This is a genomic window from Bradyrhizobium sp. LB13.1 (assembly GCF_054056815.1).
Map to the genome: position 1 here is coordinate 2,934,742 of NZ_JBSRYQ010000001.1, position 21,219 is coordinate 2,955,960.

A 21,219-nucleotide genomic window follows, 5' to 3' on the forward strand; every position below is an offset into this window, starting at 1 on the left:
TCGCGATGGCCACGCCGAACACGCCGCTCTGGGAAGTCTTCATTCGCAGCCGCAACGGGCTCGCACACAAACATGTCGGCTCGCTGCACGCGAGCGACACGACCATGGCCTTGCAGGCCGCGCGCGATATCTACACCCGTCGCGGCGAGGGTCTTTCGATTTGGGTCGTGCCGTCGACCGCGATCACCGCGAGCGATCCCGCCGAGAAGGGCATGATGTTCGAGCCTGCGGAATCGAAGATCTACCGCCACCCGACGTTCTACGAGGTGCCCGACGAAGTGGGACACATGTAGCTCTCTCTCCTCATGGTGAGGAGCCGCGAAGCGGCGTCTCGAACCATGAAGGCCCGTGACCCGCGGCCCATCCTTCGAGACGGCGCTTTCGCGCCTCCTCAGGATGAGGTTCTAACAAGTGGATAGGACAGATGCCCGTCGCGAACATCCAGGTCTCGGAAACACCGCTGGTGCTCTATGTCTTGCGCCGCGCCGACGATGCGCTGATCCTCGGGCATCGCCTCTCGGAATGGTGCGGACATGCGCCGATGCTGGAAGAGGACATGGCGCTCTCCAATATCGCGCTCGATCTCCTCGGCCAGGCGCGCGAGCTCTATACCTACGCCGCCAAGGCCGAAGGCAAGGACAACGACGAGGACAAACTCGCCTACCTGCGCGACGTCAGGCAATACCGCAATCTGCTGCTGGTCGAGCAGCCCAATGGCGATTTTGCACAGACCCTGGTGCGGCAGTTCTTCTATTCCGCTTTCGCCGATCTCTACTGGCGGGTGATGATGACCTCGCGCGACACGACGCTTGCCGCGATTGCCGCAAGGTCGGAGAAGGAGAGCGCCTATCATCTGCGCCATGCCTCGGAGTGGATCATCCGGCTCGGCGACGGCACGGATGAAAGCCACGCCCGCGCGCAGGCCGCGATCGATCATCTCTGGGCGTTTACCGGTGAGATGTTCGCCGTCGATGAAGGCGAACGCGCCCTGATCCACGCCGATATCGCCATCGATCCCGGAAGCTTGCGCGGTCGCTGGCTGACGACGCTATCGGGTGTCGTCAGTGAAGCCATGCTTGAGCTGCCGCAGACCGACTGGATGCAGCAGGGCGGCCGTACCGGCCGGCACAGCGAGCATCTTGGCCATCTTCTGTCCGAGCTGCAGTCGATGCAGCGCACTTTCCCGGGGCAGACATGGTGACGGTGCTGGAGCGAGACAGCGAACTGCGCAAACGCGCCTGGGACGCCGCGGCCAGCGTGGTCGATCCCGAAATTCCGGTGCTGACCATCGCTGATCTCGGTGTGCTCCGCGATATCGTTCTCGATGGCGACAATGTCGAGGTCGCGATCACGCCGACCTATTCGGGTTGCCCGGCGATGAACATGATCGCACTGGAAATCGAGGTCGCGCTGGAGCGGGCTGGTTTCCGCGGTCCAAAGGTCCGCACTGTGCTGTCGCCGGCCTGGACCACCGATTGGATGAGCGACGAGGGCCGCCGGAAGCTTCACGCCTACGGCATCGCGCCGCCGCAAGCCTCGAATTCGCGCCGGGCGCTGTTCGGCGAGCAGGCCGTTGCGTGCCCGCAATGCAGCTCGGCGAATACCGAGCTGCTGTCCGAATTCGGCTCGACCTCCTGCAAGGCGCTGTGGCGCTGCAAGGCCTGCCGCGAACCCTTTGACTATTTCAAGTGTCATTGACCATGTCAGCAGCCGCACCGCGCTTCCATCGCCTGGCCGTCAACGATCTTCGCCGCGAGGCGTCCGACGCCGTATCGCTGACATTTGCCATCCCAACGGAGCTTGCGACCGACTACGCTTTCACACCCGGCCAATACCTCACGCTCCGCACCATACTGGATGGCGAGGAGGTGCGCCGCTCCTATTCGATCTGCTCGGGTCCTGACGATGGGGAGATCCGCATCGCCGTGAAGAAGGTCGACGGTGGCGCATTCTCGAGCTGGGCCGCGGACGATTTGAAGTGCGGCGACGAGTTGGACGTGATGACGCCCACAGGACGCTTCGGCGTGGTCCCGCCGGCCGGCGCCGGCCGCATCCATGTCGGCTTTGCCGCCGGCTCCGGCATCACGCCGATCCTGTCGATCGTCAAGGGCACGCTTGCGCGCGAGCCGGACAGCCATTTCTTCCTGTTCTACGGCAATCGCGCGACCGACAACATCATGTTCCTCGAGGCGCTTGAAGAGCTCAAGGATCGCTTCATCGACCGCCTCTCGATCTTCCACGTTATCTCCGGCGAGGAACAGGACATTCCGGTCCTGCATGGCCGGCTCGACGGCGACAAGGTGAGGGTGCTGCTGCGCTCGCTGGTCCCGGCCGCGAGCATCGATCACATCTTCATCTGCGGACCCCTTGGCATGAGCGAGGAGATCGAGGCGACCTGCCGCGGCCTTGGCATCGCGGAAGAGCGTATCCACGTCGAGCGCTTCGTCTCCGAGTTCGGCGGCAAGCCGCGGCCGAAGAAGATCGTTGCGCCCGACGCGCCGCCGAAAGCGGTGGCGTCACTGATCATCGACGGCAAGCGTCGCGACGTGCCGGTTGCCGAGGACGAGGCGATCCTGGATGCCGCACTGCGCGCCGGCATCGATCTGCCCTTCGCCTGTAAGGGCGGCATGTGCTCGACCTGCCGTGCAAAACTGGTCGAGGGCGAGGCGCCGATGGACATCAACTACTCGCTGGAACCCTGGGAGCTGAAGGCCGGCTTTGTCCTGACCTGCCAGGCGAAGCCATCGTCGGAGCGGGTCGTGGTCGACTACGACCACGTTTGACAGTTATGGCCAAGCAGCAGAGCATTGCGGGTAAGCAATTGGCCGGGAGATGCGCGTGAACGTCAAAGCCGCCCTGTCGCCTGAGGATGTTGCCCGCGCCTGCGCCGATGCGATGTGGGCGGAGGACGATGCCTCAAAGGGCCTCGGCATGGAAATCGTCGAGATCGGCCAGGGTTTTGCGACCCTGGCGATGAATGTGCGGCCGGACATGGTCAACGGTCAGCGCATCGCCCATGGCGGCTTCATCTTCACGCTCGCCGATTCCGCGTTCGCCTTTGCCTGCAATTCGCACAATGAACGCGTGGTGGCCGCGCAGGGCCAGATCACCTTCATCAAGCCCGGCAAGCTCGGCGACCGCCTCGTCGCAAAAGCGTGCGAAGTCAGCCGCGGCGGCCGCTCCGGCATTTACGACGTGCGCATCACCGCCGGCGATACCGTCATCGCGGAATTCCGCGGGCATTCGCGGGTCATTCCCGGTACGTGGCTGCCGGCGCAAGATCAATAACGAAAAAGAACAAACCAATGATATGGGGAAACGAGGATGGCTCTGACGAGGCTCAAGGAAGGTGGCAACACCTATCGCGCCGAAATGGACGCGCATGAGCGCGCGTCGCGTGACGAGATCATGGCGCTCCAGACGCAGCGGCTGGCCTGGTCGCTGAAGCACGCCTACGACAACGTCGCGCATTATCGCAAGGCCTTCGACACGGCCGGCGTGCACCCGTCGGAGTTTCGCGAGCTCTCGGATCTCGCGAAATTTCCATTCACGGTGAAGACGGACCTGCGCGACAACTATCCCTTCAACATGTTTGCCGTGCCCCGTGAAAAACTGGTGCGTGTGCATGCCTCCTCCGGCACGACAGGAAAGCCGATCGTCGTTGGCTATACGCAGGCCGACATCGACACCTGGTCGGAAGTAATGGCGCGCTCGATCCGCGCTGCCGGCGGCCGCACCGGCATGATCATCCACAATGCCTATGGCTACGGTCTCTTCACCGGCGGGCTAGGCGTGCACTATGGCGCGGAGAAGCTCGGCTGCACCGTGGTGCCGATCTCCGGTGGCATGACCGAGCGGCAGGTGCAGCTGATTAATGACTTCCGGCCCGACATCATCACGGTGACGCCGAGCTACATGCTGGCGATCCTCGACGAGTTCAAGCGTCAGAAGCTCGATCCGCGTCAATGCTCGCTCAAGGTCGGCATCTTTGGCGCCGAGCCCTGGACCAACGCGATGCGCGGCGAGATCGAGGACGCCTTCGACATGGACGCGACCGACATATACGGTCTCTCCGAGGTGATCGGCCCCGGCGTTGCGCAGGAATGTATCGAGACCAAGGACGGCCTGCACATCTGGGAGGATCATTTCTATCCTGAAGTGATCGATCCGGAAACTGGTGCGGTGCTGCCCGACGGGGAGAAGGGCGAACTGGTCTTCACCTCGCTCACCAAGGAAGCATTTCCGGTGATCCGCTATCGGACCCGCGACCTGACGCGGCTGCTGCCGGGCACGGCTCGGCCGGGCATGCGGCGGATGGAGAAGGTCACGGGCCGTTCCGACGACATGATCATCCTGCGGGGCGTCAATCTGTTCCCGACCCAGATCGAGGAGGTTCTGCTCGCCACCGACTGGTGCGGCGGGCATTTCATTCTGGAGCTGACTCGCGAAGGCCGCATGGACGAGTTGACCATCATTGCCGAGGCGCGGCCGGAGAGTTGGGACGGCCGGGGTCTTCTCGACCATGCGAGCCGGATCTCGACCCAAATCAAAAACACCATCGGCATCAGCTCCAGGGTGAGCGTGGTTGCGCCGGCCACGCTGGAGCGCTCGCTCGGCAAGGCCAAGCGCCTCTACGACAAGAGGCCGAAGGATTGACTTGACCGCCCCCAAAGGCGACAAGGCCCGCGAGAAGTCCCGTGGGTCTTTCGATGTCCATAGCCGATGCCAAAGCCGTCGAAGCGCGCTGCGTGCGCCTCAATGCCAAGGCCGAGAACGCCGCCACGCTTGCCCCTGGCGTCGAGCGTCATACGCTCACGCGCGGTCCGAGTGATCTCCTGATCGAGGTCAAGGCCGCCGCCGTCAATCCGTCCGACGTCAAGGCCGCGACCGGGCTGATGCCTTATGCCGTCTTCCCGCGCACGCCCGGCCGCGACTACGCCGGCGTGGTGATCGACGGGCCGTCCGGTACGATCGGCCGCGAGGTGTTCGGCTCCTCCGGTGATCTCGGCATCCGCCGCGACGGCACTCACGCCAGCCATCTCGTCGTTGAGTCTGACGCGGTGGTAGCCAAGCCGAAGACCTTGTCCTGGGAGGAGACGGCCGGCATCGGCGTGCCCTTCGTCACGGCCATGGAGGGCTTTCGCCGCGCCGGCATTCCAAAGCCCGGTGAAACGGTGCTGGTGTTCGGCGTCAACGGCAAGGTCGGTCAAGCGGCGGTGCAAATCGCGACCTGGCAGGGCGCGCGCGTCATCGGCGTGGTGCGCAAGGCGGAAGCTTATGAAGGCCATACCAACGCGGCGATCGAGGTGATCGACGCTTCCGCCACCGATGTCGCCACGCGCGTGCGCGAGTTGACCGATGGCAAAGGCGCCGACATCATCTTCAACACGGTCGGCGATCCCTATTTCCAGGCGGCGCACAAGGCGCTCGCACTTCGCGGCCGCCAGATCCTGATCGCAGCGATCGACCGCATCGTGCAGTTCAACATCCTCGAATTCTACCGCGGGCAGCACACCTATGTCGGCATCGACACGCTCGGCCTGCCGTCGGCCGCGACAGGCGCTGTGCTGCGTGACCTCGGCCCGGGCTTTGCGAGCGGGCACCTGAAGTCGTTCCCGATCAAGGCGAACGCCGTCTATCCGCTCGAACGCGCAAAGGAGGCCTATGTCGCCGTTGCCGGCTCGTCGCGTGATCGCGTGATCCTGAAGCCTTGATCATGGAGTCATCCACCCAACTTGTCATCTTCGCCGGCCTCGTCATTGGCCTCGTTTACGGCGCCGTTGGACTGCTCAGCGGCTTCTGCCTGATGAGCAGCATGCGCGGCTGGCTGGCGGAAGGGGACGGGCGGCTGGTGCGGACCTATGCGCTGGCGATCGCGGTTGCGACCGCCGCGAGCCAATTCTTCGCCGGCAACGGCATGGTCGATCTCGGCAAATCGATCTATCTGCAACAATCCTTTTCGGTGCCGGTGCTGTTGCTCGGCGGTCTGCTGTTCGGCTACGGCATGGTGCTGTCGAACGGTTGCGGCTCGCGGGCGCTGGTGCTGCTCGGCCGCGGCAATCTCCGCTCCTTCGTCGTGGTGGTCGTGCTGGCCATTGCCGCGCAGATGACGCTCAAGGGTCTGATCGCGCCGGCGCGCATCGCGCTGGTGCAGGCCTCGCAAACCACGGTCCACCTGAATTCGCTGCCGTCACTGTTGGCGACGTTCGGTCCGGCAGAAGCGGTTTCGCGCGCGATTGCTGCTGCTGTCATCGTCGTTGTGCTTATCCTGTTTGCTTTCGCACACCCACCTTTCCGGCGTTCGCACGGACAGATCGCAGCCGGTGCCATCGTCGGTCTCCTCGTCGCCGGCGGCTGGTTCGTCACCGGCTATCTCGGCGCGGATGACTTCAACCCGGTGCCGGTGACCTCGCTCACCTTCATCGCGCCGATCGCGGATGCGCTGCAATACGCCATGCTCTCGACCGGCCTGACGCTCAATTTCGGCATTGCGACAGTTGGCGGCGTCCTCGCTGGCAGTCTCGCCACCGCGCTTGTCACAGGCCGATTCCATCTCGAAGGCTATTCCTCGCCACGCCACATGCTGCGATCGGCGGGCGGCGCCGCCCTAATGGGCATCGGCGGCGTGATGGCCTTCGGCTGTTCGATCGGGCAAGGGCTCACTGGCGTGTCGACGCTCGCGCTGGGCTCGTTCGTCGCCGTCGCCGGCATCCTGCTCGGCACCACGGCGGGCCTGCGCGGAGTCCTGCGCGTTCAGCCTCTCGCGGTGGCCTGACCGCGTAGCAGGCGATCGCCGAGCGTCGCGAGAGCGATGCCGGTGACGATCAGCGCGGCCGCGATCACAAGACTCATGTCGATCGGCTCACCCAGCAGGATCGCGGCGCTGGCGATGCCGACGAGCGGCGTTGCGGTGGTACCGAGCGAAGTCGTCAAAGCCGAGATGCTCTTGTTCACCATCGACATCGCCCAATAGGCCAGCACCGTTCCGATCAGCCCCGAATACAGGAAGAGCAACACGAGCCTCCACGACCACTCCACATGCGGCAGGCCATCCGCGATTGTCGCGCTCACTGACAGCACAATTGTCGCCACGAGCACCTGCCAGATCAGGAGCTGGAGCGGGGACGCAATCCAGCGATGCGCGCGGATATAGATGATGTTCGCGGCCCAGGAGATCGCGGCCAGGATCACCATGCCGGCGCCGAGCACGACGTTGGCATTGGTCCAGTCGATCGAGGCCGGGTTCAGGATGACGACAAGGCCGATCAGCCCGAGCAGCGCGCCGGCGAGCTTTGGCGCCGTCAGAGTGTCCTTTCCGAGCAGGGGTGCAGCGAGCGCGACCCAGAGCGGCGTGGTGTAGCCGAGCACGACGCCCTTGCTTGCGGGCAGGAAGCGCAGACCCGACGCAACCAGAACCGAAAACAACGTCATGTGCAGCAGTGCAACGCTGAGCACGACCGGAATGTCACGCCGGTCCGGGATCACCAGGTTGTTGCTCAGCCCGAGGATCGCGGCGAGACCGATCAGAGCGATCCAGCTCCGGATCGCCGCGCTCCACAGCGGCGGGACGAACTGCACCAGTTGCTTGGTCACCGACCAGTTTATGCCCCAGGCCAGCACGACGATGAGGAACAGGCCAACGGCCGCGCGGGGTGACAGGGAGTTCATTGTGGAGGTCCTTGAAGCAGTCCGGTTCAGCGGATAGCATCAATTGGAGCCTGAAAAAGTACCAGATTGTAGAGGAATAAGGTGCCAGTTTCGGAAGGCATGATCTCCGCCCTGCTCGATCTGAAGCGGGCTGACGGGGAGGGGCTGGTGGCTCAACTGACGAGCCAGCTCCGAAGCTTGATCGCGACCGGCCGTCTCGGCAAAGGCCGCACGCTGCCGTCGAGCCGCCGGCTTGCGAACGATCTCGGCGTCTCGCGCAACACCGTCACCTATGCCTTCGAGCAGCTTGCCGCCGAGGGATATCTCGAGGCCTCGCATGGGCGCCGTCCGATGGTCACGGTCGACGGCGAGCGCATCGAGAAAACGGACGCCGTTGCATCTCGCGTGCGCGCCGGCAAGCCGCGGCTTTCACCTTGGGCTTCGAGCCTCACGCAGACCGACTGGCCGATGTCGTATCAGGCGCAACTAAGACCCTTGCGTCCCGGACACGGCGATTTCAGGGAGTTTCCGAACGAGGTCTGGGCGCGCTGCCTGCGCCGCAGCGCCGTGCGCGCGGCCAAGCGCGAGCTCGGGCCGGTCAACCGGACGCGCCTGCGCGAGGCGCTGGCGCATTATCTCGCGACCAGCAGGGGCGTTCGCGCCAAGACGGATCAAATCCTGATTCTGCCGAGCGCGCAGGCTGCGCTCACCTTGATTGCGGCTGCCGTCATCACGCCCGGCGACGACGTCTGGGTGGAGGACCCCGGCTATCCCGGCGCCACGGCGGCCTTCCGCGCATCCGGCGCGCGCGTCATCGGGATGAGGTTGGACGAACAGGGCATGCAGCGGATTCCGGGACTGGCGGCGCCGAAATTGATCTTCATGACGCCGTCGCACCAGCACCCGACCGGCCGCCTGATGTCGCTCTCGCGCCGCACCGAATTTCTTGGCCTGAGCAGGCCCGGCAAGACCTGGATTGTGGAGGACGATTACGACGGCGAATTCCACTATGACAGCCGGCCGGTGCCGGCCTTGCAGGGGCTCGATGCCCATGGCCGCGTGTTCTATGTCGGCACGTTCTCGAAGGCGATGACCTCGGATATCCGGCTCGGCTATCTCGTCGTTCCCCCGGCATTGGTCAACACCCTGGAAATCGCACAGCGGCACATCGGGCTGATCGCCGCGAGCCACATCCAGGAAGCGCTGGCCGAATTCGTTGCCGACGGGCATTTCCTGGCGCATCTGCGCCGGATGCGCCGGCTCTATCACGTCCGCCGCGATCACCTCGTCGAGGGACTGGAGCGTCATCTCGGCGAGGTTCTCTCGGTCGAAGTGCCCCCGGGCGGCATCCAGCTCGTCGCGCGCCTCAAGCGCGGTCGGGCCGATCAGGCGGCGGTAAAGCGGCTCGTCGCGGCAGGGGTTGAAACGCGGGCTTTGTCCAGCCTTGCGCTCGGCCGTCCCTGCGATCACGGCCTGCTGCTGGGCTTCGCGGCCTGGCGCGAAAGCGAGATCACCGCGGCGTTGCGGACGATGGCGTCGTGCTTCTAGCGCGCTAGTCCACAGCCTTCGTCACGATGCGGATTTCCGAGGTCAGGGTCCGGTGCACCGGGCACTTGTCGGCGATTTCCATCAACTTCTTGCGCTGCTCGGGATCGAGTGTGCCGTCCATCGCGATGTCGCGCTCGATCTGGTCGAGCATGCCATCGCGTGTCTCGCACTCGGCACAGTCTTTTGCGTAGATCTTGGAATGTTTCAGCGTGACGGTGACACGATCGAGCGGCAGCGACTTGCGGTCGGCATAAAGGCGCATGGTCATGGAGGTGCAGGCGCCGAGACCGGCAAGCAGGAAATCATAGGGACCAGGACCGGCATCCTCGCCGCCGGCGGCGACCGGCTCGTCCGCGATCAGGCGATGCGGACCGACGGAGATGGTCTGGTTGAATTTGCTCTTGCGGGTCTCCTGCACCACGACCTGGCGCGGTGCCTCAGGGAGGTCCATCGCCTTCGCGGGTTTGGCTGTGTCGATGTACCGGCTCGGCCCAAGCCGCGATCAGGTCGGCCGCGTAGAGGGCGTCGGATGGCTTGGTCAGGAGATGATCGGCATGGTCGAGCGAGACGAAGCTCTTGGGATGCCTAGCCGAGACAAAGAGCCTCGTCGCATTGTCGATGCCGACGGTATCGTCGACCGGAGAATGCATGATCAGCAGGGCCTTGTGCAGGCCGGTGACGTCCTTCATCAGCTCGTGCTCGGCGATGTCGTCGAGGAATTCGCGCTTGATCCGGAACGGGCGTCCCGCCAGCGAGACTTCGACCTCACCCTGCGCACGGATGGTGTCGATATGCTCTTTGAACAGACCGGTGACGTGGGCGGGATCGGATGGTGCCGCGATGGTCGCAACCGCCTTGGCTTCCGGGATGTGTCCGGCTGCCGCGAGGATCGCGGCGCCGCCGAGGCTGTGACCGATCAGGATGGATGGTGCCTTGCGGACGCTACGCAGATGATCGGCCGCGCGCACGAGATCGGCGACGTTGGAGGAGAACGTCGAATTGGCGAAATCCCCCTCACTGGAGCCGAGCCCGGTGAAGTCGAAGCGCAGCACGGCGATGCCTTTGGCGGCGAGCGCGACCGAGATACGCTTGGCGGCTAGCGTGTCCTTGCCGCAGGTGAAGCAATGCGCGAACAGTGCGAAGGCCGCGGGCTCGCCGTCGGGTAGCTCCAGCGCGGCCGAAAGCTGATGGCCGCCTTCGCCGGTGAATTGAAAGCGCTCTGTCGGCATGGGCTTTCCTCGTTCTTGCTTGAACCTAATCGCCTGAATAGCGCTGTTCGGCCCAGGGATCGCCGCGGTTATGATAGCCGCGGACTTCCCAAAAGCCCGGCGCATCCTCGGTCAGGAATTCGATGGCCTGGAGCCATTTGGCGCTCTTCCAGAAATACAGATGCGGCACGACCAGCCGCACCGGGCCGCCATGCTCGTCCGACAATGGCTGGCCGGACCAGCTATGAGCGAGGAGTGCATCCTCGGCGGCAAAGTCGTCCAGCGCGAGATTGGTGGTGTAGCCGTCAGAAGAATGCAGCACCACGAAGCGCGCGTCCTCGCGCGGCTGGCAGGCAGCGAGCAGCTCGCGGGTCGCGAGCCCTTCCCATTCATTGTCGTACCGCGACCATGTCGTCACGCAATGGATGTCGGAGGTGAACTGCGCCTGCTTCTGGGCGACGAAATCGGCGAAGGTCCAGAACACCGGGTTCTCGATTGCGCCGTAGACGTCGAGCCGCCAACGCTCGCGCGAAACCGGCGGCACGACCCCGAGATCGAGCACCGGCCAGTCCTTTGTCGGATGCTGGCCGGGCGGCAGGCGCTGCTCTTCCGGGCGCGTGATCTTGCCGGTCAAAAAGCGGCCTTCGCGCGCCCATTTTTCCTTGGTGCGCGTCAGCTTGCTGTCGGGCGGCTCGTTGTCCTCGGCCATGAGCTACTCGTGGCGATGCATCGCGGAGGCGTGCTTGGTGTCGCGCATGGTGGAATAGATGATCAGCGACAGGCAGATGACGCCGGCGAGATAGTAGTAGAACCACTCCTCGCGCCCGATGCTCTTGAAATAGAGTGCGATCGCCGGCGCCGTGCCGCCGAAGATCGAGACCGTGATCGCATAGGGCAGGCCGACGCCGAGGGCGCGGACATTGGTCGGGAACAGCTCGGCCTTTACCACCGCGTTGATCGAGGTGTAACCGGCGACGAACAGCCAGGCCGCGCAGATCAGGATGAACGCGATGAACGGCGACTTGGTCTCCTTCAGCGTCATCAGCAGCGGCACGGTCGCGAGCGTGCCTGCGACACCGAAGAAGATCAGCAACGGCTTGCGGCCGATCTTGTCGGAGATCGCACCATAGATCGGCTGCAGGATGGTCGCGAAAATCAGCGTGCCGAAGATCACGAAGGTGGTCTGGTCCTCGGTCAGCCCGACTGAAAGCTTCACGAACGTCTGCATGTAGGTGGTGAAGGTGTAGAACGCCGCGGTGCCGCCTGCGGTCAGGCCGACCACCAGCAGCAGCTCGCGGGGATAGCGCAGCAGGTTGGTAAGCGAGCCGGTCGGCTTCACCACCTTCCTGGCTTCCTCAAACGCTTCGGTCTCATGCAGGCCGCGCCGCATCACGGCGGCGAAGATCGCCAGCATGGCGCCGATCGCGAACGGGATGCGCCAGCCCCAGGTCCTCAGCTCCTCCGGCGTGAGGAAGACTTTTTGCAGGAGCAGCAGCACGATGATCGCCGTGAGCTGACCGCCGATCAGTGTGACGTACTGAAAGCTCGAATAGAACCCGCGATGTTTGGGATCAGCGACCTCGCTGAGATAGGTCGCGCTGGCGCCGTACTCGCCGCCGAGGCTCAGGCCCTCGATGATGCGGGTTAGCGCCAGGATCACCGGCGCGGCAAAGCCGATCGAGCCATAGGTCGGCGTCAACGCGATGATCAGCGAGCCGAAGCACATGAAGACGACCGACAGCGTCAGCGAGATGCGTCGCCCGTAATGATCGGCGATATAGCCGAACAACCAGCCGCCCAGTGGGCGCATCAGGAACGTCGCCGCGAATACCACGGCGACATTCAATTGCTGCACGACGGGATCGCTGCCGGGAAAGAAAGCGGGAGCGAAATAGAGCGCGAACGCGGTATAGGCGTAGAAGTCGTACCACTCGACGAGATTGCCGATCGAACCGATGAAGATCGCCTTGATCCGGCGCTTGGCGTCGGAGATGTCAATGTGGTCGGAGGCCGGTCTGATTGCTTGCTCGGTCACGTCCGGCCTCTCCGTATCGCTGTTTGGAAAGGTCTACATCGCCTTTCCAAGCAAAAATGGCAACTGGCGGGGGCCTCTGACGGTTCCCTGTGACCAGGTCACCGTGCCTGCCGGATCGAGGGCGAAGTCCGGAATTCGCTTCAGCCATTCCTCCAGCGCAACCTGCATCTCCATGCGCGCAAGGTTCGAGCCGACGCAGCGGTGGATGCCGAGGCCGAAGGCGGCATGGCGGTTCTCGCGGCGGTCAATCACGACCTTGTCAGCATCCGGAAAAATCTTTGGGTCGCGGTTCGCGGCCGGGAAGGACAGCAGCACCATGTTGCCTGGCTTGACCGGGCAGCCCGAGATCGTGGTCTCCTTGACCACTTCGCGCGCCATCGTCACCGGCGAATAGGCGCGCAGCAGCTCCTCCACCGCGTTCGGGATCAGCTCGGGCTCGGCAATCAGTCGCTCGCGATCGGCGGGCGTCCGGGCGAGGTGCCAGAGTGAGGAGCCGATCGCGCTCCAGGTGGTGTCGATGCCGGCGATCAGGAGCAGTCGCAGCGAGCCCAGCACGTGGGAATCCTCGAGCGGATTGCCTTCCTTGTCCTTGGCGTTCATCAGGTAGGAGATCAGATCGTCGGTCGGCTTGTTCTTGCGGGCCTCGATGTGGGCGCCGAAGTAAGCGCTCATCTCGTGCACGGCCTGAAGCAGCATGGTCTCGTCCTTGATGCCGAGCTCCAGGATCATGTGGATCCATTTGATGAAGAGATCGCTGTCGGACTCAGGAATGCCGAGCATGTGCGCGATTGCCCGCACCGGAATGTGCTTGGTGTAGCGCTCCGCCGCGTCTAGCCGACGTTCGGCGATGAATCCGTCGATCAACTCGTTGCAGATCGCGCGCATCCGCGGCTCCAGCTTCTTCATCGCGTCCGGCGTGAACGGCGGCAGAAGCAATTGCTTGGCGGGCTTGTGCACCGGCGGATCGGAGGTGATCGGCGGGGCGGAGTTCCTGCTGGTGATTTCCGGCCGCACGTCGCGGACGATGATCCGGCGCGAGGAGAAATGCTCGCTGTCGTTGGCGATCTCGCGTACGGCCTCATAGGTCGTCGGCATGTAACAGCCGAGAAAGCGTTCGGTGTGCACGACCGGGCCTGCGGCGCGCAGCTCGTCCCAGATCGGGAAGGGATCTTCCGTCCATTGCGGATCGGTGTGGTCGAAATCATGGACCCAATCGGTCACGGGCGGATGGGCGGCGGGTTGGCTGACGTCGGACATATCAGTGAATCCCTAGGGGCTCGTGTTCAAGAAAGGCACGCGGGGCGGCAGGCGGTGCGCTACTCCTCGATCACGTCGATTGCGATTTCCGGACAATTGGATTTGGCAAGCCAGGCCTTGTCTTCGAGGCCGGGCGGGACGGTGCCGTCGCCGGCCTCGTGGGCGTTGCCGTATTCGTCGAGCTCGAACAGCTCCGGCGCCAGCGCCTTGCAACGCGCGTGCCCCTGGCATTTGTCGGGATCGACGTGAATCCTCAGTCGCTTTGTCATGGCGGCTTCCTCGGTCGTGCGCGCGTGAACCCGAAGGGTGCGCGTCTTGTCAATTTTGTCACGGCATTGCCGCTTCTTCTAAGTTATAGGCTATTACATTCTCGGCAGGCTTCCCCTGTCAAGCACAAACTTATAGGCTCGGCGCAACATGCGTTCACAACTTGCCCGAAAGCCCGAGAATACCTACCACCATGGCGATCTCCGCGACGCCTTGATCAAGGCTGCGTTGCGCGAGGCGGAGCAGGGCGGGACGGAGGCGATCAGCATCAAGGCGCTTGCAAAACAGCTCGGCGTCTCGCAGCCGGCGCCCTACCGGCATTTTACCGATCGCGAGGCGCTGCTTGCGGCGGTGACGGCGGAGGCGTTCCGGCAGCTCAGCGCGATTTTGCGGGCCGCGATGGCAAGGCCGTCGAAGCAATCGAAATTATCGCGGCTGGCGCAGGCGACGCTCGATTTCGGTTTGCACCGCAGTGGCATCTACCGGTTGATGTTCGCTTCGCGCACTGTGTCCTGCGCGCCCAAGGGCAGCGAGTTGCGCGAGGCCACGCACGAGACATTTGCGCTCGTGGTGGAAGCTCTTGAAGCGCCCGCGGTCGGCTATTTGCGCGAGCGGCACGCGCTCAAGATCTGGGCGGCGCTGCACGGCGTGGTGATGCTGGCAGAGCAGGGCCTGTTCACCGGTGAGGCGGCGCATGCCACGCGCGAGGAGCTGGTGGAGGATTTTGTCAGCGAAACGAAGGCAGCGCTTGCGGCGGCGATCAAGGCCGCGCGGCGCCGGAAAAAGGCTGGCACTTAATCCTTCGCCACCAACAGCTTCATCAGCTTCTCGACGGCGCTGTCGGGCGTGGTCACGACAGGGCGGCCGGTAGCCTCCGCCACGAGAGGCGCCGTCGCAGCGATACTGAACTGCGCGAGCGCGACGACGTCGCAATCGCGTAAGTCACGTGAGGCTTCCACGATCAGCCGGTCATGTGTCGCGCGGTCGCCGCGGTCGAGCGCGGCCAGCGCGCCTTCGGCAAGTTTCGGCACGATCTTGACGGAGGCCGGAAATTCCGGCGGCATCGAGGCCAGCGTGGGCGGGAAGGTCGAGAGCAGGCCGATCCGCTGGCCCATCGTCACCGCCCGTTCGATCATGGCTTCGTTCGGCTTGAGCACCGGCATCGGCGCATGCGCGCGCGCAACCGCCTCGATGCAGGGGCCGAAGGCCGAGCAGGTGAACAGGATCGCATCCGCGCTGGTCGCCGCGGCGTAGTCGCCGAGCGCAAGGAAGCGCTCGGTCATGGCATTGTTGAGCTTGCCGTCACGCGCGAGATCAGCCGACAGGCTGTCGTCGAGCAGGTTCATCAGCCTCGCCTCTGGCCACGCCTTCGCGAACGCCGCCTCGATCGGGCCGATAGAATGCTTGAGAGCGTGGATCAGGGTGATGCGAGGAGACGTCGTCATTGAACGTTACCCGATGGAAGGTTTCGTGCCCCGGACGCAGCGCAATGCGCAGCATTGCGCTGCAGAGCCGGGGCCCATTGTCGCGGCGAGGTCCCGGCTCAGCGCAGCAGCGTTGCACGCTGCTGCGCGTCCGGGACACGCGAGGTCTTTACTTGAACGGCACCGCGTACATCAATCCGCCCTTGCTCCAGAGGCCGTTGAGGCCGCGCTCGAGCTTGAGCGGGCTCGCCTTGCCGACATTGCGCTCGTAGATCTCGCCGTAATTGCCGGTGGCCTTGATTGCCGTGACCAGCCATTTATTGTCGAGCCCGAGCCGCGAGCCGAGATCGCCGGAGGCGCCCAGAAGGCGCTGGATCGCCGGTGTCTGCGACTTCGCCATCTCGTCGACATTGGCTTGCGTGACGCCAAGCTCTTCGGCCTCGATCAGCCCGTAATGCAGCCAGGTGATGATGTCGCTCCAGACCTCATCGCCGTTCCGGGTGAAGGGGCCGAGCGGCTCCTTGCTGATGGTCTGCGGCAGCACGACGTAGTCGGCCGGATTCGGCGCCGCGGTCGTCACGGCACCTGCGAGCGCGGAAGCGTCCTGGGTCATGGCATCGCAACGGCCGCCGAAGAACGTCTGGTACATCGTGTCGACGCGGTCGAACACCAGCGGTTTCCAGTCAATGCCATTCGCCCGGCCGTAGTCGCCGAGCGTGACCTCATGCGTGGTGCCCTGGGCGACGCAGACGGTGGCGCCCTTGAGATCCTTGATCTCCTTCACGCCGAGGTCTTTCTTCACGACAAAGCCCTGGCCGTCGTAGAAGTTGATCGGGCCCTGCCGCAGGCCCAGCGTCACGCCGCGCAGATAGGTCTGCGTGGAATTGCGGTAGAGCACGTCGATCTCGCCGGACTGGAGCGCGGTGAAGCGGTTCTGCGCGGTCAGCGAGACGTAACGCACCTTGCTGGCGTCGCCGAGCACGCCGGCGGCGAGGGCGCGGCAATAATCGACGTCGAGACCCTTGTAATTGCCTTGCGAGTCCGGCGCGGAGAAGCCGGCAAAGCCGGCGCTGACACCGCATATCAGCGTGCCGCGACTCTTCACCGTGTCGAGCGTCGCGGCCGATGCGACCACCGTCGATGCCGCGAGCACGCTCGCTGCGATAACCACTTTCCTCATCATGTTACTCTCCCCTCAATGATTGACACTACGCAACACGTGGTCGACGGCGGTGCCGAGCTTGTCGACGATCAGGTCGATCTCGTCAGCCGAAGTGATATAGGGCGGGGCCAGCAGTACGTGGTCGCCGCGGACCCCGTCCACAGTGCCGCCGCCGGGATAGCAGCCGAGCCCGTTGGCAAAGGCCTCCGCCTTGATCTTCTGGTTCAGCTTCAGCGCCGGATCGAACGAGGTGCGGCCGGCGCGATCGGCGACGAGCTCGATCGCCCAGAACAGCCCGCGACCCCTGATGTCGCCGACATGGCGGTGGTTGCCGAAGCGCTCGGTCAGCCGCTGCTCGAGCTGCTTGCCGCGCTCCTTGACGCGTTCGAGCAGGCCGTCCTCGCGGATCACGTTTTGCACCTCGAGTGCGGCGGCGCAGGCGAGGGGATGCGCGAGATAAGTATGGCCGTGCTGAAACGCACCGGAGCCCGCACGGATCGTGTCGATGATCTTTCCGCTGGCAAGCATCGCGCCGATCGGCTGGTAGCCGCCGCCGAGGCCCTTCGCGATCGCCTGGATGTCGGGCGCGACGCCTTCCTGTTCCCATGCATGCGTGGTGCCGGTGCGGCCCATGCCGGACATGACCTCATCAAGGATGAGCAGCGCGCCATGTCGATTGCAGATCTCGCGGACCGCTTTGAAGTATCCGTCCGGCGCCGTTACCGCACCGGCGGTCGCGCCGACGACGGGCTCGGCGAGGAACGCCGCGACGGTCTCAGGGCCGAGCCGCTGAAACTCGGCTTCAAGTTCGGTGGCGAGGCGCGCCACAAACTGCGCATCTGATTCACCATCGTGTTTCTCGTGATAGGCGAAGGCCGGGGTCACATGGCTGAAGGCGTCGGAGAGCAGCGGCGCATAGGGCGCACGCCGCCACGCATTGCCGCCGGCGGCCAGCGCGCCGAGCGTGTTGCCGTGATAGCTCTGGCGCCGTGCGATGAAATGCTGCCGCTGCGGCTCGCCACGCTCGATGAAATATTGCCGCGCGAGCTTGATGCTGGCCTCGATTGCCTCCGATCCGCCACTGACGAAATAAGCATAAGCGAGGCCGCCGGGCTCGTGGCCGACCAGCAGTTCGGCCAGCGCCTCGGCCGGCTCGGAGGAGAAGAAAGCGGTGTGCGCATAGGCCAGCGTCGAGGCCTGCTTCGCTATCGCTGCGATCACGCGCGGATGCTGATGGCCCAGGCAGGACACCGCCGCACCGCCGGATGCGTCGATCACGCGGCGTCCGTCCTCGGCCAGGAGATAGACGCCTTCGCCGCCGATCGCCTTGGGCGGCGTTTCGCGCAACGAACGGTGCAGCACGCGGCTGGTGCGAGCGGCCATGGGTCAACCTTTCTCTGGAACGTAAGTGGAGGCCGCGGCCAGTCGCGCCTCGGTATTTTCCAGGCGCTTCTTTGCGGCCGCGCCGCCGAGCGAAAATGTCACGGCAGCGAGCGATTGCGCGATCGCAATGGCACCGGTGAGGCTCGGGAAAAAGCCGGGAGAGGAGGCCGCCTCGAACAGCAGCACGTGGTCGGCGCCTTCGGCCATCGGCGCCGATGGGCTATCCGCGATCGCGATCAGGCTCGCGCCGGCACGATAGGCGGCCTGCGCGACCCGGACGCTCGCATGTGTATAGGGCATGAAGCCGATGACGATGACGGCTTCGCCGGGCCGGAACGCGCCGAGGTCGAGATCGTCGGGGCCCGACGCACCGACGAGTTGCACCTGTTCGGGACGAAACAGCCGGAGCTCGTAGTTCAGCAGCTCAGCGACGCTGCGGCAGCTCCGGTAGCCTGTGATCCAGATCCGCTTGGCGTCATGAAGTGCGCGGGCCGCTTCCGCGATCGGCTGGGCCGGAATGCGCGGGAGGCCAGCGGCCTCGGCCTCGAGCTTGTCGGTGACGAGCGCGACATCGGCGTTCGGGCCGTGACGGCGGCTCTTGGCGCGGCCGGAGAAGGGCGCGATCTGCGAGGGCCGCCGCGCCTCCGTCAGCGCCGCGCGCAATTCGTCCCAGCCCGAATAGCCGATGGCTTTCGCAAGCCGCGTGAACGCGGCCGGATCGGCGCCGGCAACCGCTGCGAGATCGCGCATCGAACGCGTGGTGGCGTCGTAATCGTTGGCCGCGACGAAACGCCCGACCTCCTGCAACCGCATCGGGAGCGACGGCAATGCAATGCGCAGTTCGCTCAGCGGCGAGGATTTCGCGGGCTCGGCCATGAAACATTTGTTGCACGAAGTAGAGTTTGGTGCAACAGTTGACGTGCGCCGCCGGAAATCGCCCGTCTTGAGAAGGATTTTTGTGCTGTGACGTCAGACGCTCCGAGACCGCCGCCGCGCCGCCGCTTGTTCGGCGCTTTCGGGCAACGCGAGCTGAAAGGCCTGTTCTGGCAGGTCCTGGTGGTCGGGATCGCGGTCGCGGTCATCGTCTTCCTCTGGTCCAACACGGTCACTAATCTCTCCGCGCGCCGCATCACGACCGGATTTGCGTTCCTCGGCCGTGAGGCTGGCATGCCCATCGCCGACAGCCTGCTCGCCTACAATCCAAGAGACTCATATCTCTGGGCCTTCGTCGTCGGCATCGCCAACACCTTGCGTGTTGCCGTAATTGGCATCGTGCTCGCAACCATTTTGGGTACGCTGATCGGTATCTCGCGCTTGTCCGCGAACTGGTTGGTGTCGCGGCTTGCCGCTGTCTATGTGGAAACGCTCCGCGATATCCCGCTGCTGCTCCAGCTTTTGTTCTGGTATGTGCTGATGCAGGCACTGCCGGCCGCACGCGCGGCGTTTCGGCCGATCGATGGCGTGTTCCTCTCCAATCGGGGCTTGATCCTGCCGGCGATTCCAACCGGGAGGTCGCAGCTTTGGGTGCTCGGCACAGCAGTGCTCGGGCTTGTCGTGTTCTATGTCATCCAGCGACGGCTGATCTCACTGCAGATGCGCGATGGCAAGCCACGGCCGGCCTGGCCTTTCGCGCTTGGCCTCATTGTCGTGCTGCCGGCGCTCGTGTCCGCACTGCTCGGCGTATCCTGGATCATCGAATGGCCCGAGTTGCGCGGCTTCAACTTCGTCGGTGGACTGACGCTCGCGCCGGAATGCGGCCTATTTTGCGCTCGTGATCGCGCTCGTCACTTATACCTCGGCCTTCATGGCCGAGATCGTGCGCAGCGGCATCCAGTCGGTGCCGCGCGGCCAGTGGGATGCCGCCAATGCGCTGGGTCTCCGCCGCAGCTTCATGCTGCGGCAGATCATCCTGCCGCAGGCGTTGCGCGTGATCGTGCCGCCGATGACGAGCCAGTACCTCAACCTGACCAAGAACTCTTCGCTCGCGGTGGCGATCGGCTATCAGGACGTGGTCTCGATCGCCAACACCACGCTGAACCAGACGGGCCAGGCGATCGAGGCGATTGCTTTGATCATGGCGGTGTTCCTCACCATCAGCCTCGGCATCAGCTTTTTCATGAACTGGTACAATTCGCGCATCGCGCTGGTGGAGCGCTGATCATGACGGCGATCGCCGACATTCCGGAAGCACCGCGCGCCGCCCGTCGCCCGCAAATCGGCAACCCGGTGCTGCGCTGGCTGCGCACCAATTTGTTCTCGTCGATTCCGAACGGCATCCTCTCAGTCGTGCTGCTGGCGGTGCTCGCCAAGGGTGTCTTCAGCTTAGTGCTGTGGGGAATCGCGAACGCAGTCTGGTTGACGCCGGCGAACGATTCCAGTGCCTGCCGCGCAGTGCGCGGCGTCGGTGCGTGCTGGGCGATCATACCCGAAAAGTACCGCTTCATCCTGTTTGGCACCTATCCGTTCGACCAGCAGTGGCGGCCGGCGCTGGCGGTGCTGCTCTTCATCGCCCTGTTCTATCTCTCCACCCGCCGCGCCTTATGGCGGCGCGAACTGGCCTATCTCTGGATCGGAGCGCTGGCGCTGATCAGCGTGCTGATGTGGGGCGGCGTGTTCGGTTTGTCGTTCGTCTCGCAGGACCGTTGGGGCGGCTTGCCGGTGACGCTGATCCTGGCGACGTTCGGTCTCGCGTTCGGCTTCCCGCTCGGCATCCTGGTTGCCCTCGGCCGTCGTTCGAAGCTGCCGGCAATCCGCTCGCTCAGCGTGCTCTATGTCGAGCTGATCCGCGGCGTGCCGCTGGTCAGTCTGTTGTTCATGGCGAGCGTGATGTTTCCGCTGTTCATGCCTGCCGGATTCAACATCGACAAGCTCTTGCGCGCGCAGATCGCGATCATCCTGTTCGCCGGTGCCTATCTTGCCGAAGTCATCCGCGGCGGCCTTCAGGCCGTGCCGAGCGGACAGTATGAGGCCGCTGATGCGCTGGGGTTGTCCTATTGGCGCAAGAACCGGCTGATCGTCCTGCCGCAGGCGATCCGCCACGTCATCCCGCCGCTGGTCAACACCTTCATCGCCTTCTTCAAGGACACCAGCCTCGTCCTGATCATCGGTATCTTCGACCTGCTGACGACGGCGAAGACCGCGATCATCGATCCCGCGTGGCAGCAATTCTCCGTCGAAGTCTACATCTTCGTCGCCGCCATCTATTTTGTCTTCTGCTTCGCGATGTCGCGGTATAGCCGGAGTTTGGAGGCGACGCGCGCGGGCTAGATATCTCGTGCCCCGGACGAG

General features: G+C 64.4%; 20 protein-coding genes and 2 pseudogenes. 12 read left to right on the forward strand and 10 right to left on the reverse strand.

What is annotated here, in order from left to right:
* Nucleotides 1-5: 5 nt before the first annotated feature.
* The 8 genes from paaB to ACVWYI_RS13955 all read left to right on the forward strand — a co-directional run bounded on the left by paaB (nucleotide 6) and on the right by ACVWYI_RS13955 (nucleotide 6,775).
* The gene (gene paaB, locus ACVWYI_RS13920) at nucleotides 6-293 is read left to right on the forward strand and encodes a 1,2-phenylacetyl-CoA epoxidase subunit PaaB (RefSeq protein ID WP_247349725.1); all 288 of its coding nucleotides are present in this window, start codon (nucleotides 6-8) and stop codon (nucleotides 291-293) included.
* A gap of 131 nt (nucleotides 294-424) precedes the next feature.
* Entirely contained in the window at nucleotides 425-1,201 is a 777-nt protein-coding gene (gene paaC / locus ACVWYI_RS13925; protein ID WP_456662336.1) for a 1,2-phenylacetyl-CoA epoxidase subunit PaaC, read from the forward strand.
* On the forward strand, nucleotides 1,195-1,698 hold the full coding sequence (gene paaD / locus ACVWYI_RS13930; protein ID WP_456662337.1) for a 1,2-phenylacetyl-CoA epoxidase subunit PaaD: 504 nt from the start codon (nucleotides 1,195-1,197) through the stop codon (nucleotides 1,696-1,698). The genes paaC and paaD overlap by 7 nt, the downstream gene beginning before the upstream one ends.
* A 2-nt stretch (nucleotides 1,699-1,700) precedes the next feature.
* A complete protein-coding gene (gene paaE, locus ACVWYI_RS13935; RefSeq protein ID WP_456662338.1) occupies nucleotides 1,701-2,783 on the forward strand; it encodes a 1,2-phenylacetyl-CoA epoxidase subunit PaaE in 1,083 nt (360 codons plus the stop codon).
* A gap of 55 nt (nucleotides 2,784-2,838) precedes the next feature.
* Nucleotides 2,839-3,288: a hydroxyphenylacetyl-CoA thioesterase PaaI gene (gene paaI, locus ACVWYI_RS13940; protein WP_247441429.1), complete on the forward strand. Its 450-nt coding sequence runs from the start codon at nucleotides 2,839-2,841 to the stop codon at nucleotides 3,286-3,288.
* A 36-nt stretch (nucleotides 3,289-3,324) separates the two neighbouring features.
* On the forward strand, nucleotides 3,325-4,656 hold the full coding sequence (gene paaK / locus ACVWYI_RS13945) for a phenylacetate--CoA ligase PaaK (protein WP_456650765.1): 1,332 nt from the start codon (nucleotides 3,325-3,327) through the stop codon (nucleotides 4,654-4,656).
* A gap of 53 nt (nucleotides 4,657-4,709) precedes the next feature.
* Nucleotides 4,710-5,714 carry a quinone oxidoreductase family protein gene (locus ACVWYI_RS13950; protein WP_456662339.1) on the forward strand — a complete coding sequence of 335 codons (1,005 nt, stop codon included), beginning with the start codon at nucleotides 4,710-4,712 and terminating at the stop codon, nucleotides 5,712-5,714.
* Nucleotides 5,715-5,716: 2 nt separating this feature from the next.
* Complete coding sequence (locus tag ACVWYI_RS13955; protein ID WP_456662340.1) at nucleotides 5,717-6,775, forward strand: YeeE/YedE family protein; 1,059 nt, start codon at nucleotides 5,717-5,719, stop codon at nucleotides 6,773-6,775.
* On the opposite strand, the gene ACVWYI_RS13960 is transcribed toward ACVWYI_RS13955, so the two are convergent.
* Nucleotides 6,754-7,668: a DMT family transporter gene (locus ACVWYI_RS13960; protein WP_354051803.1), complete on the reverse strand. Its 915-nt coding sequence runs from the start codon at nucleotides 7,666-7,668 to the stop codon at nucleotides 6,754-6,756. The genes ACVWYI_RS13955 and ACVWYI_RS13960 overlap by 22 nt on opposite strands.
* 99 nt (nucleotides 7,669-7,767) lie before the next feature.
* Here ACVWYI_RS13960 and pdxR point away from each other — a divergent pair, with 99 nt between their 5' ends.
* Nucleotides 7,768-9,195 (forward strand): MocR-like pyridoxine biosynthesis transcription factor PdxR, encoded by a 1,428-nt coding sequence (pdxR, locus tag ACVWYI_RS13965; RefSeq protein ID WP_456664523.1) that lies wholly within the window; start codon nucleotides 7,768-7,770, stop codon nucleotides 9,193-9,195.
* 4 nt (nucleotides 9,196-9,199) lie between these two features.
* Here pdxR and ACVWYI_RS13970 read toward each other — a convergent pair.
* The 5 genes and pseudogenes from ACVWYI_RS13970 to ACVWYI_RS13990 form a co-directional block, all read right to left on the reverse strand.
* A pseudogene (locus ACVWYI_RS13970) lies at nucleotides 9,200-10,424 on the reverse strand (bifunctional alpha/beta hydrolase/OsmC family protein).
* Nucleotides 10,425-10,449: 25 nt separating this feature from the next.
* Entirely contained in the window at nucleotides 10,450-11,112 is a 663-nt protein-coding gene (locus tag ACVWYI_RS13975; protein ID WP_456662341.1) for a sulfite oxidase-like oxidoreductase, read from the reverse strand.
* A gap of 3 nt (nucleotides 11,113-11,115) precedes the next feature.
* Entirely contained in the window at nucleotides 11,116-12,438 is a 1,323-nt protein-coding gene (locus tag ACVWYI_RS13980) for an MFS transporter (protein WP_456662342.1), read from the reverse strand.
* Nucleotides 12,439-12,471: 33 nt separating this feature from the next.
* Complete coding sequence (locus tag ACVWYI_RS13985; RefSeq protein ID WP_354106706.1) at nucleotides 12,472-13,695, reverse strand: cytochrome P450; 1,224 nt, start codon at nucleotides 13,693-13,695, stop codon at nucleotides 12,472-12,474.
* Nucleotides 13,696-13,754: 59 nt separating this feature from the next.
* Complete coding sequence (locus ACVWYI_RS13990; protein WP_456662343.1) at nucleotides 13,755-13,964, reverse strand: ferredoxin; 210 nt, start codon at nucleotides 13,962-13,964, stop codon at nucleotides 13,755-13,757.
* 148 nt (nucleotides 13,965-14,112) lie between these two features.
* On the opposite strand from ACVWYI_RS13990, the gene ACVWYI_RS13995 reads away from it, so the two are divergent.
* Nucleotides 14,113-14,760 carry a TetR/AcrR family transcriptional regulator gene (locus ACVWYI_RS13995; RefSeq protein WP_456662344.1) on the forward strand — a complete coding sequence of 216 codons (648 nt, stop codon included), beginning with the start codon at nucleotides 14,113-14,115 and terminating at the stop codon, nucleotides 14,758-14,760.
* On the opposite strand, the gene ACVWYI_RS14000 is transcribed toward ACVWYI_RS13995, so the two are convergent.
* The 4 genes from ACVWYI_RS14000 to ACVWYI_RS14015 form a co-directional block, all read right to left on the reverse strand.
* Nucleotides 14,757-15,407, reverse strand: coding sequence for an aspartate/glutamate racemase family protein (locus tag ACVWYI_RS14000; protein ID WP_456662345.1), 651 nt, complete (start codon nucleotides 15,405-15,407; stop codon nucleotides 14,757-14,759). The two genes, ACVWYI_RS13995 and ACVWYI_RS14000, sit on opposite strands and share 4 nt — an antisense overlap.
* Nucleotides 15,408-15,555: 148 nt before the next feature.
* Nucleotides 15,556-16,569: an amino acid ABC transporter substrate-binding protein gene (locus tag ACVWYI_RS14005; RefSeq protein WP_247349742.1), complete on the reverse strand. Its 1,014-nt coding sequence runs from the start codon at nucleotides 16,567-16,569 to the stop codon at nucleotides 15,556-15,558.
* Nucleotides 16,570-16,581: 12 nt separating this feature from the next.
* Entirely contained in the window at nucleotides 16,582-17,931 is a 1,350-nt protein-coding gene (locus ACVWYI_RS14010; RefSeq protein WP_456662346.1) for an aspartate aminotransferase family protein, read from the reverse strand.
* A gap of 3 nt (nucleotides 17,932-17,934) precedes the next feature.
* Entirely contained in the window at nucleotides 17,935-18,807 is an 873-nt protein-coding gene (locus ACVWYI_RS14015) for a MurR/RpiR family transcriptional regulator (RefSeq protein ID WP_456662347.1), read from the reverse strand.
* An 87-nt stretch (nucleotides 18,808-18,894) separates the two neighbouring features.
* Between ACVWYI_RS14015 and ACVWYI_RS14020 the strand changes: the two are divergent.
* Together ACVWYI_RS14020 and ACVWYI_RS14025 are read left to right on the forward strand one after the other, a co-directional pair.
* Nucleotides 18,895-20,089: pseudogene (locus ACVWYI_RS14020) on the forward strand (amino acid ABC transporter permease).
* 2 nt (nucleotides 20,090-20,091) lie between these two features.
* Nucleotides 20,092-21,198 carry an amino acid ABC transporter permease gene (locus ACVWYI_RS14025; protein ID WP_247349747.1) on the forward strand — a complete coding sequence of 369 codons (1,107 nt, stop codon included), beginning with the start codon at nucleotides 20,092-20,094 and terminating at the stop codon, nucleotides 21,196-21,198.
* Nucleotides 21,199-21,219 lie beyond the last annotated feature (21 nt).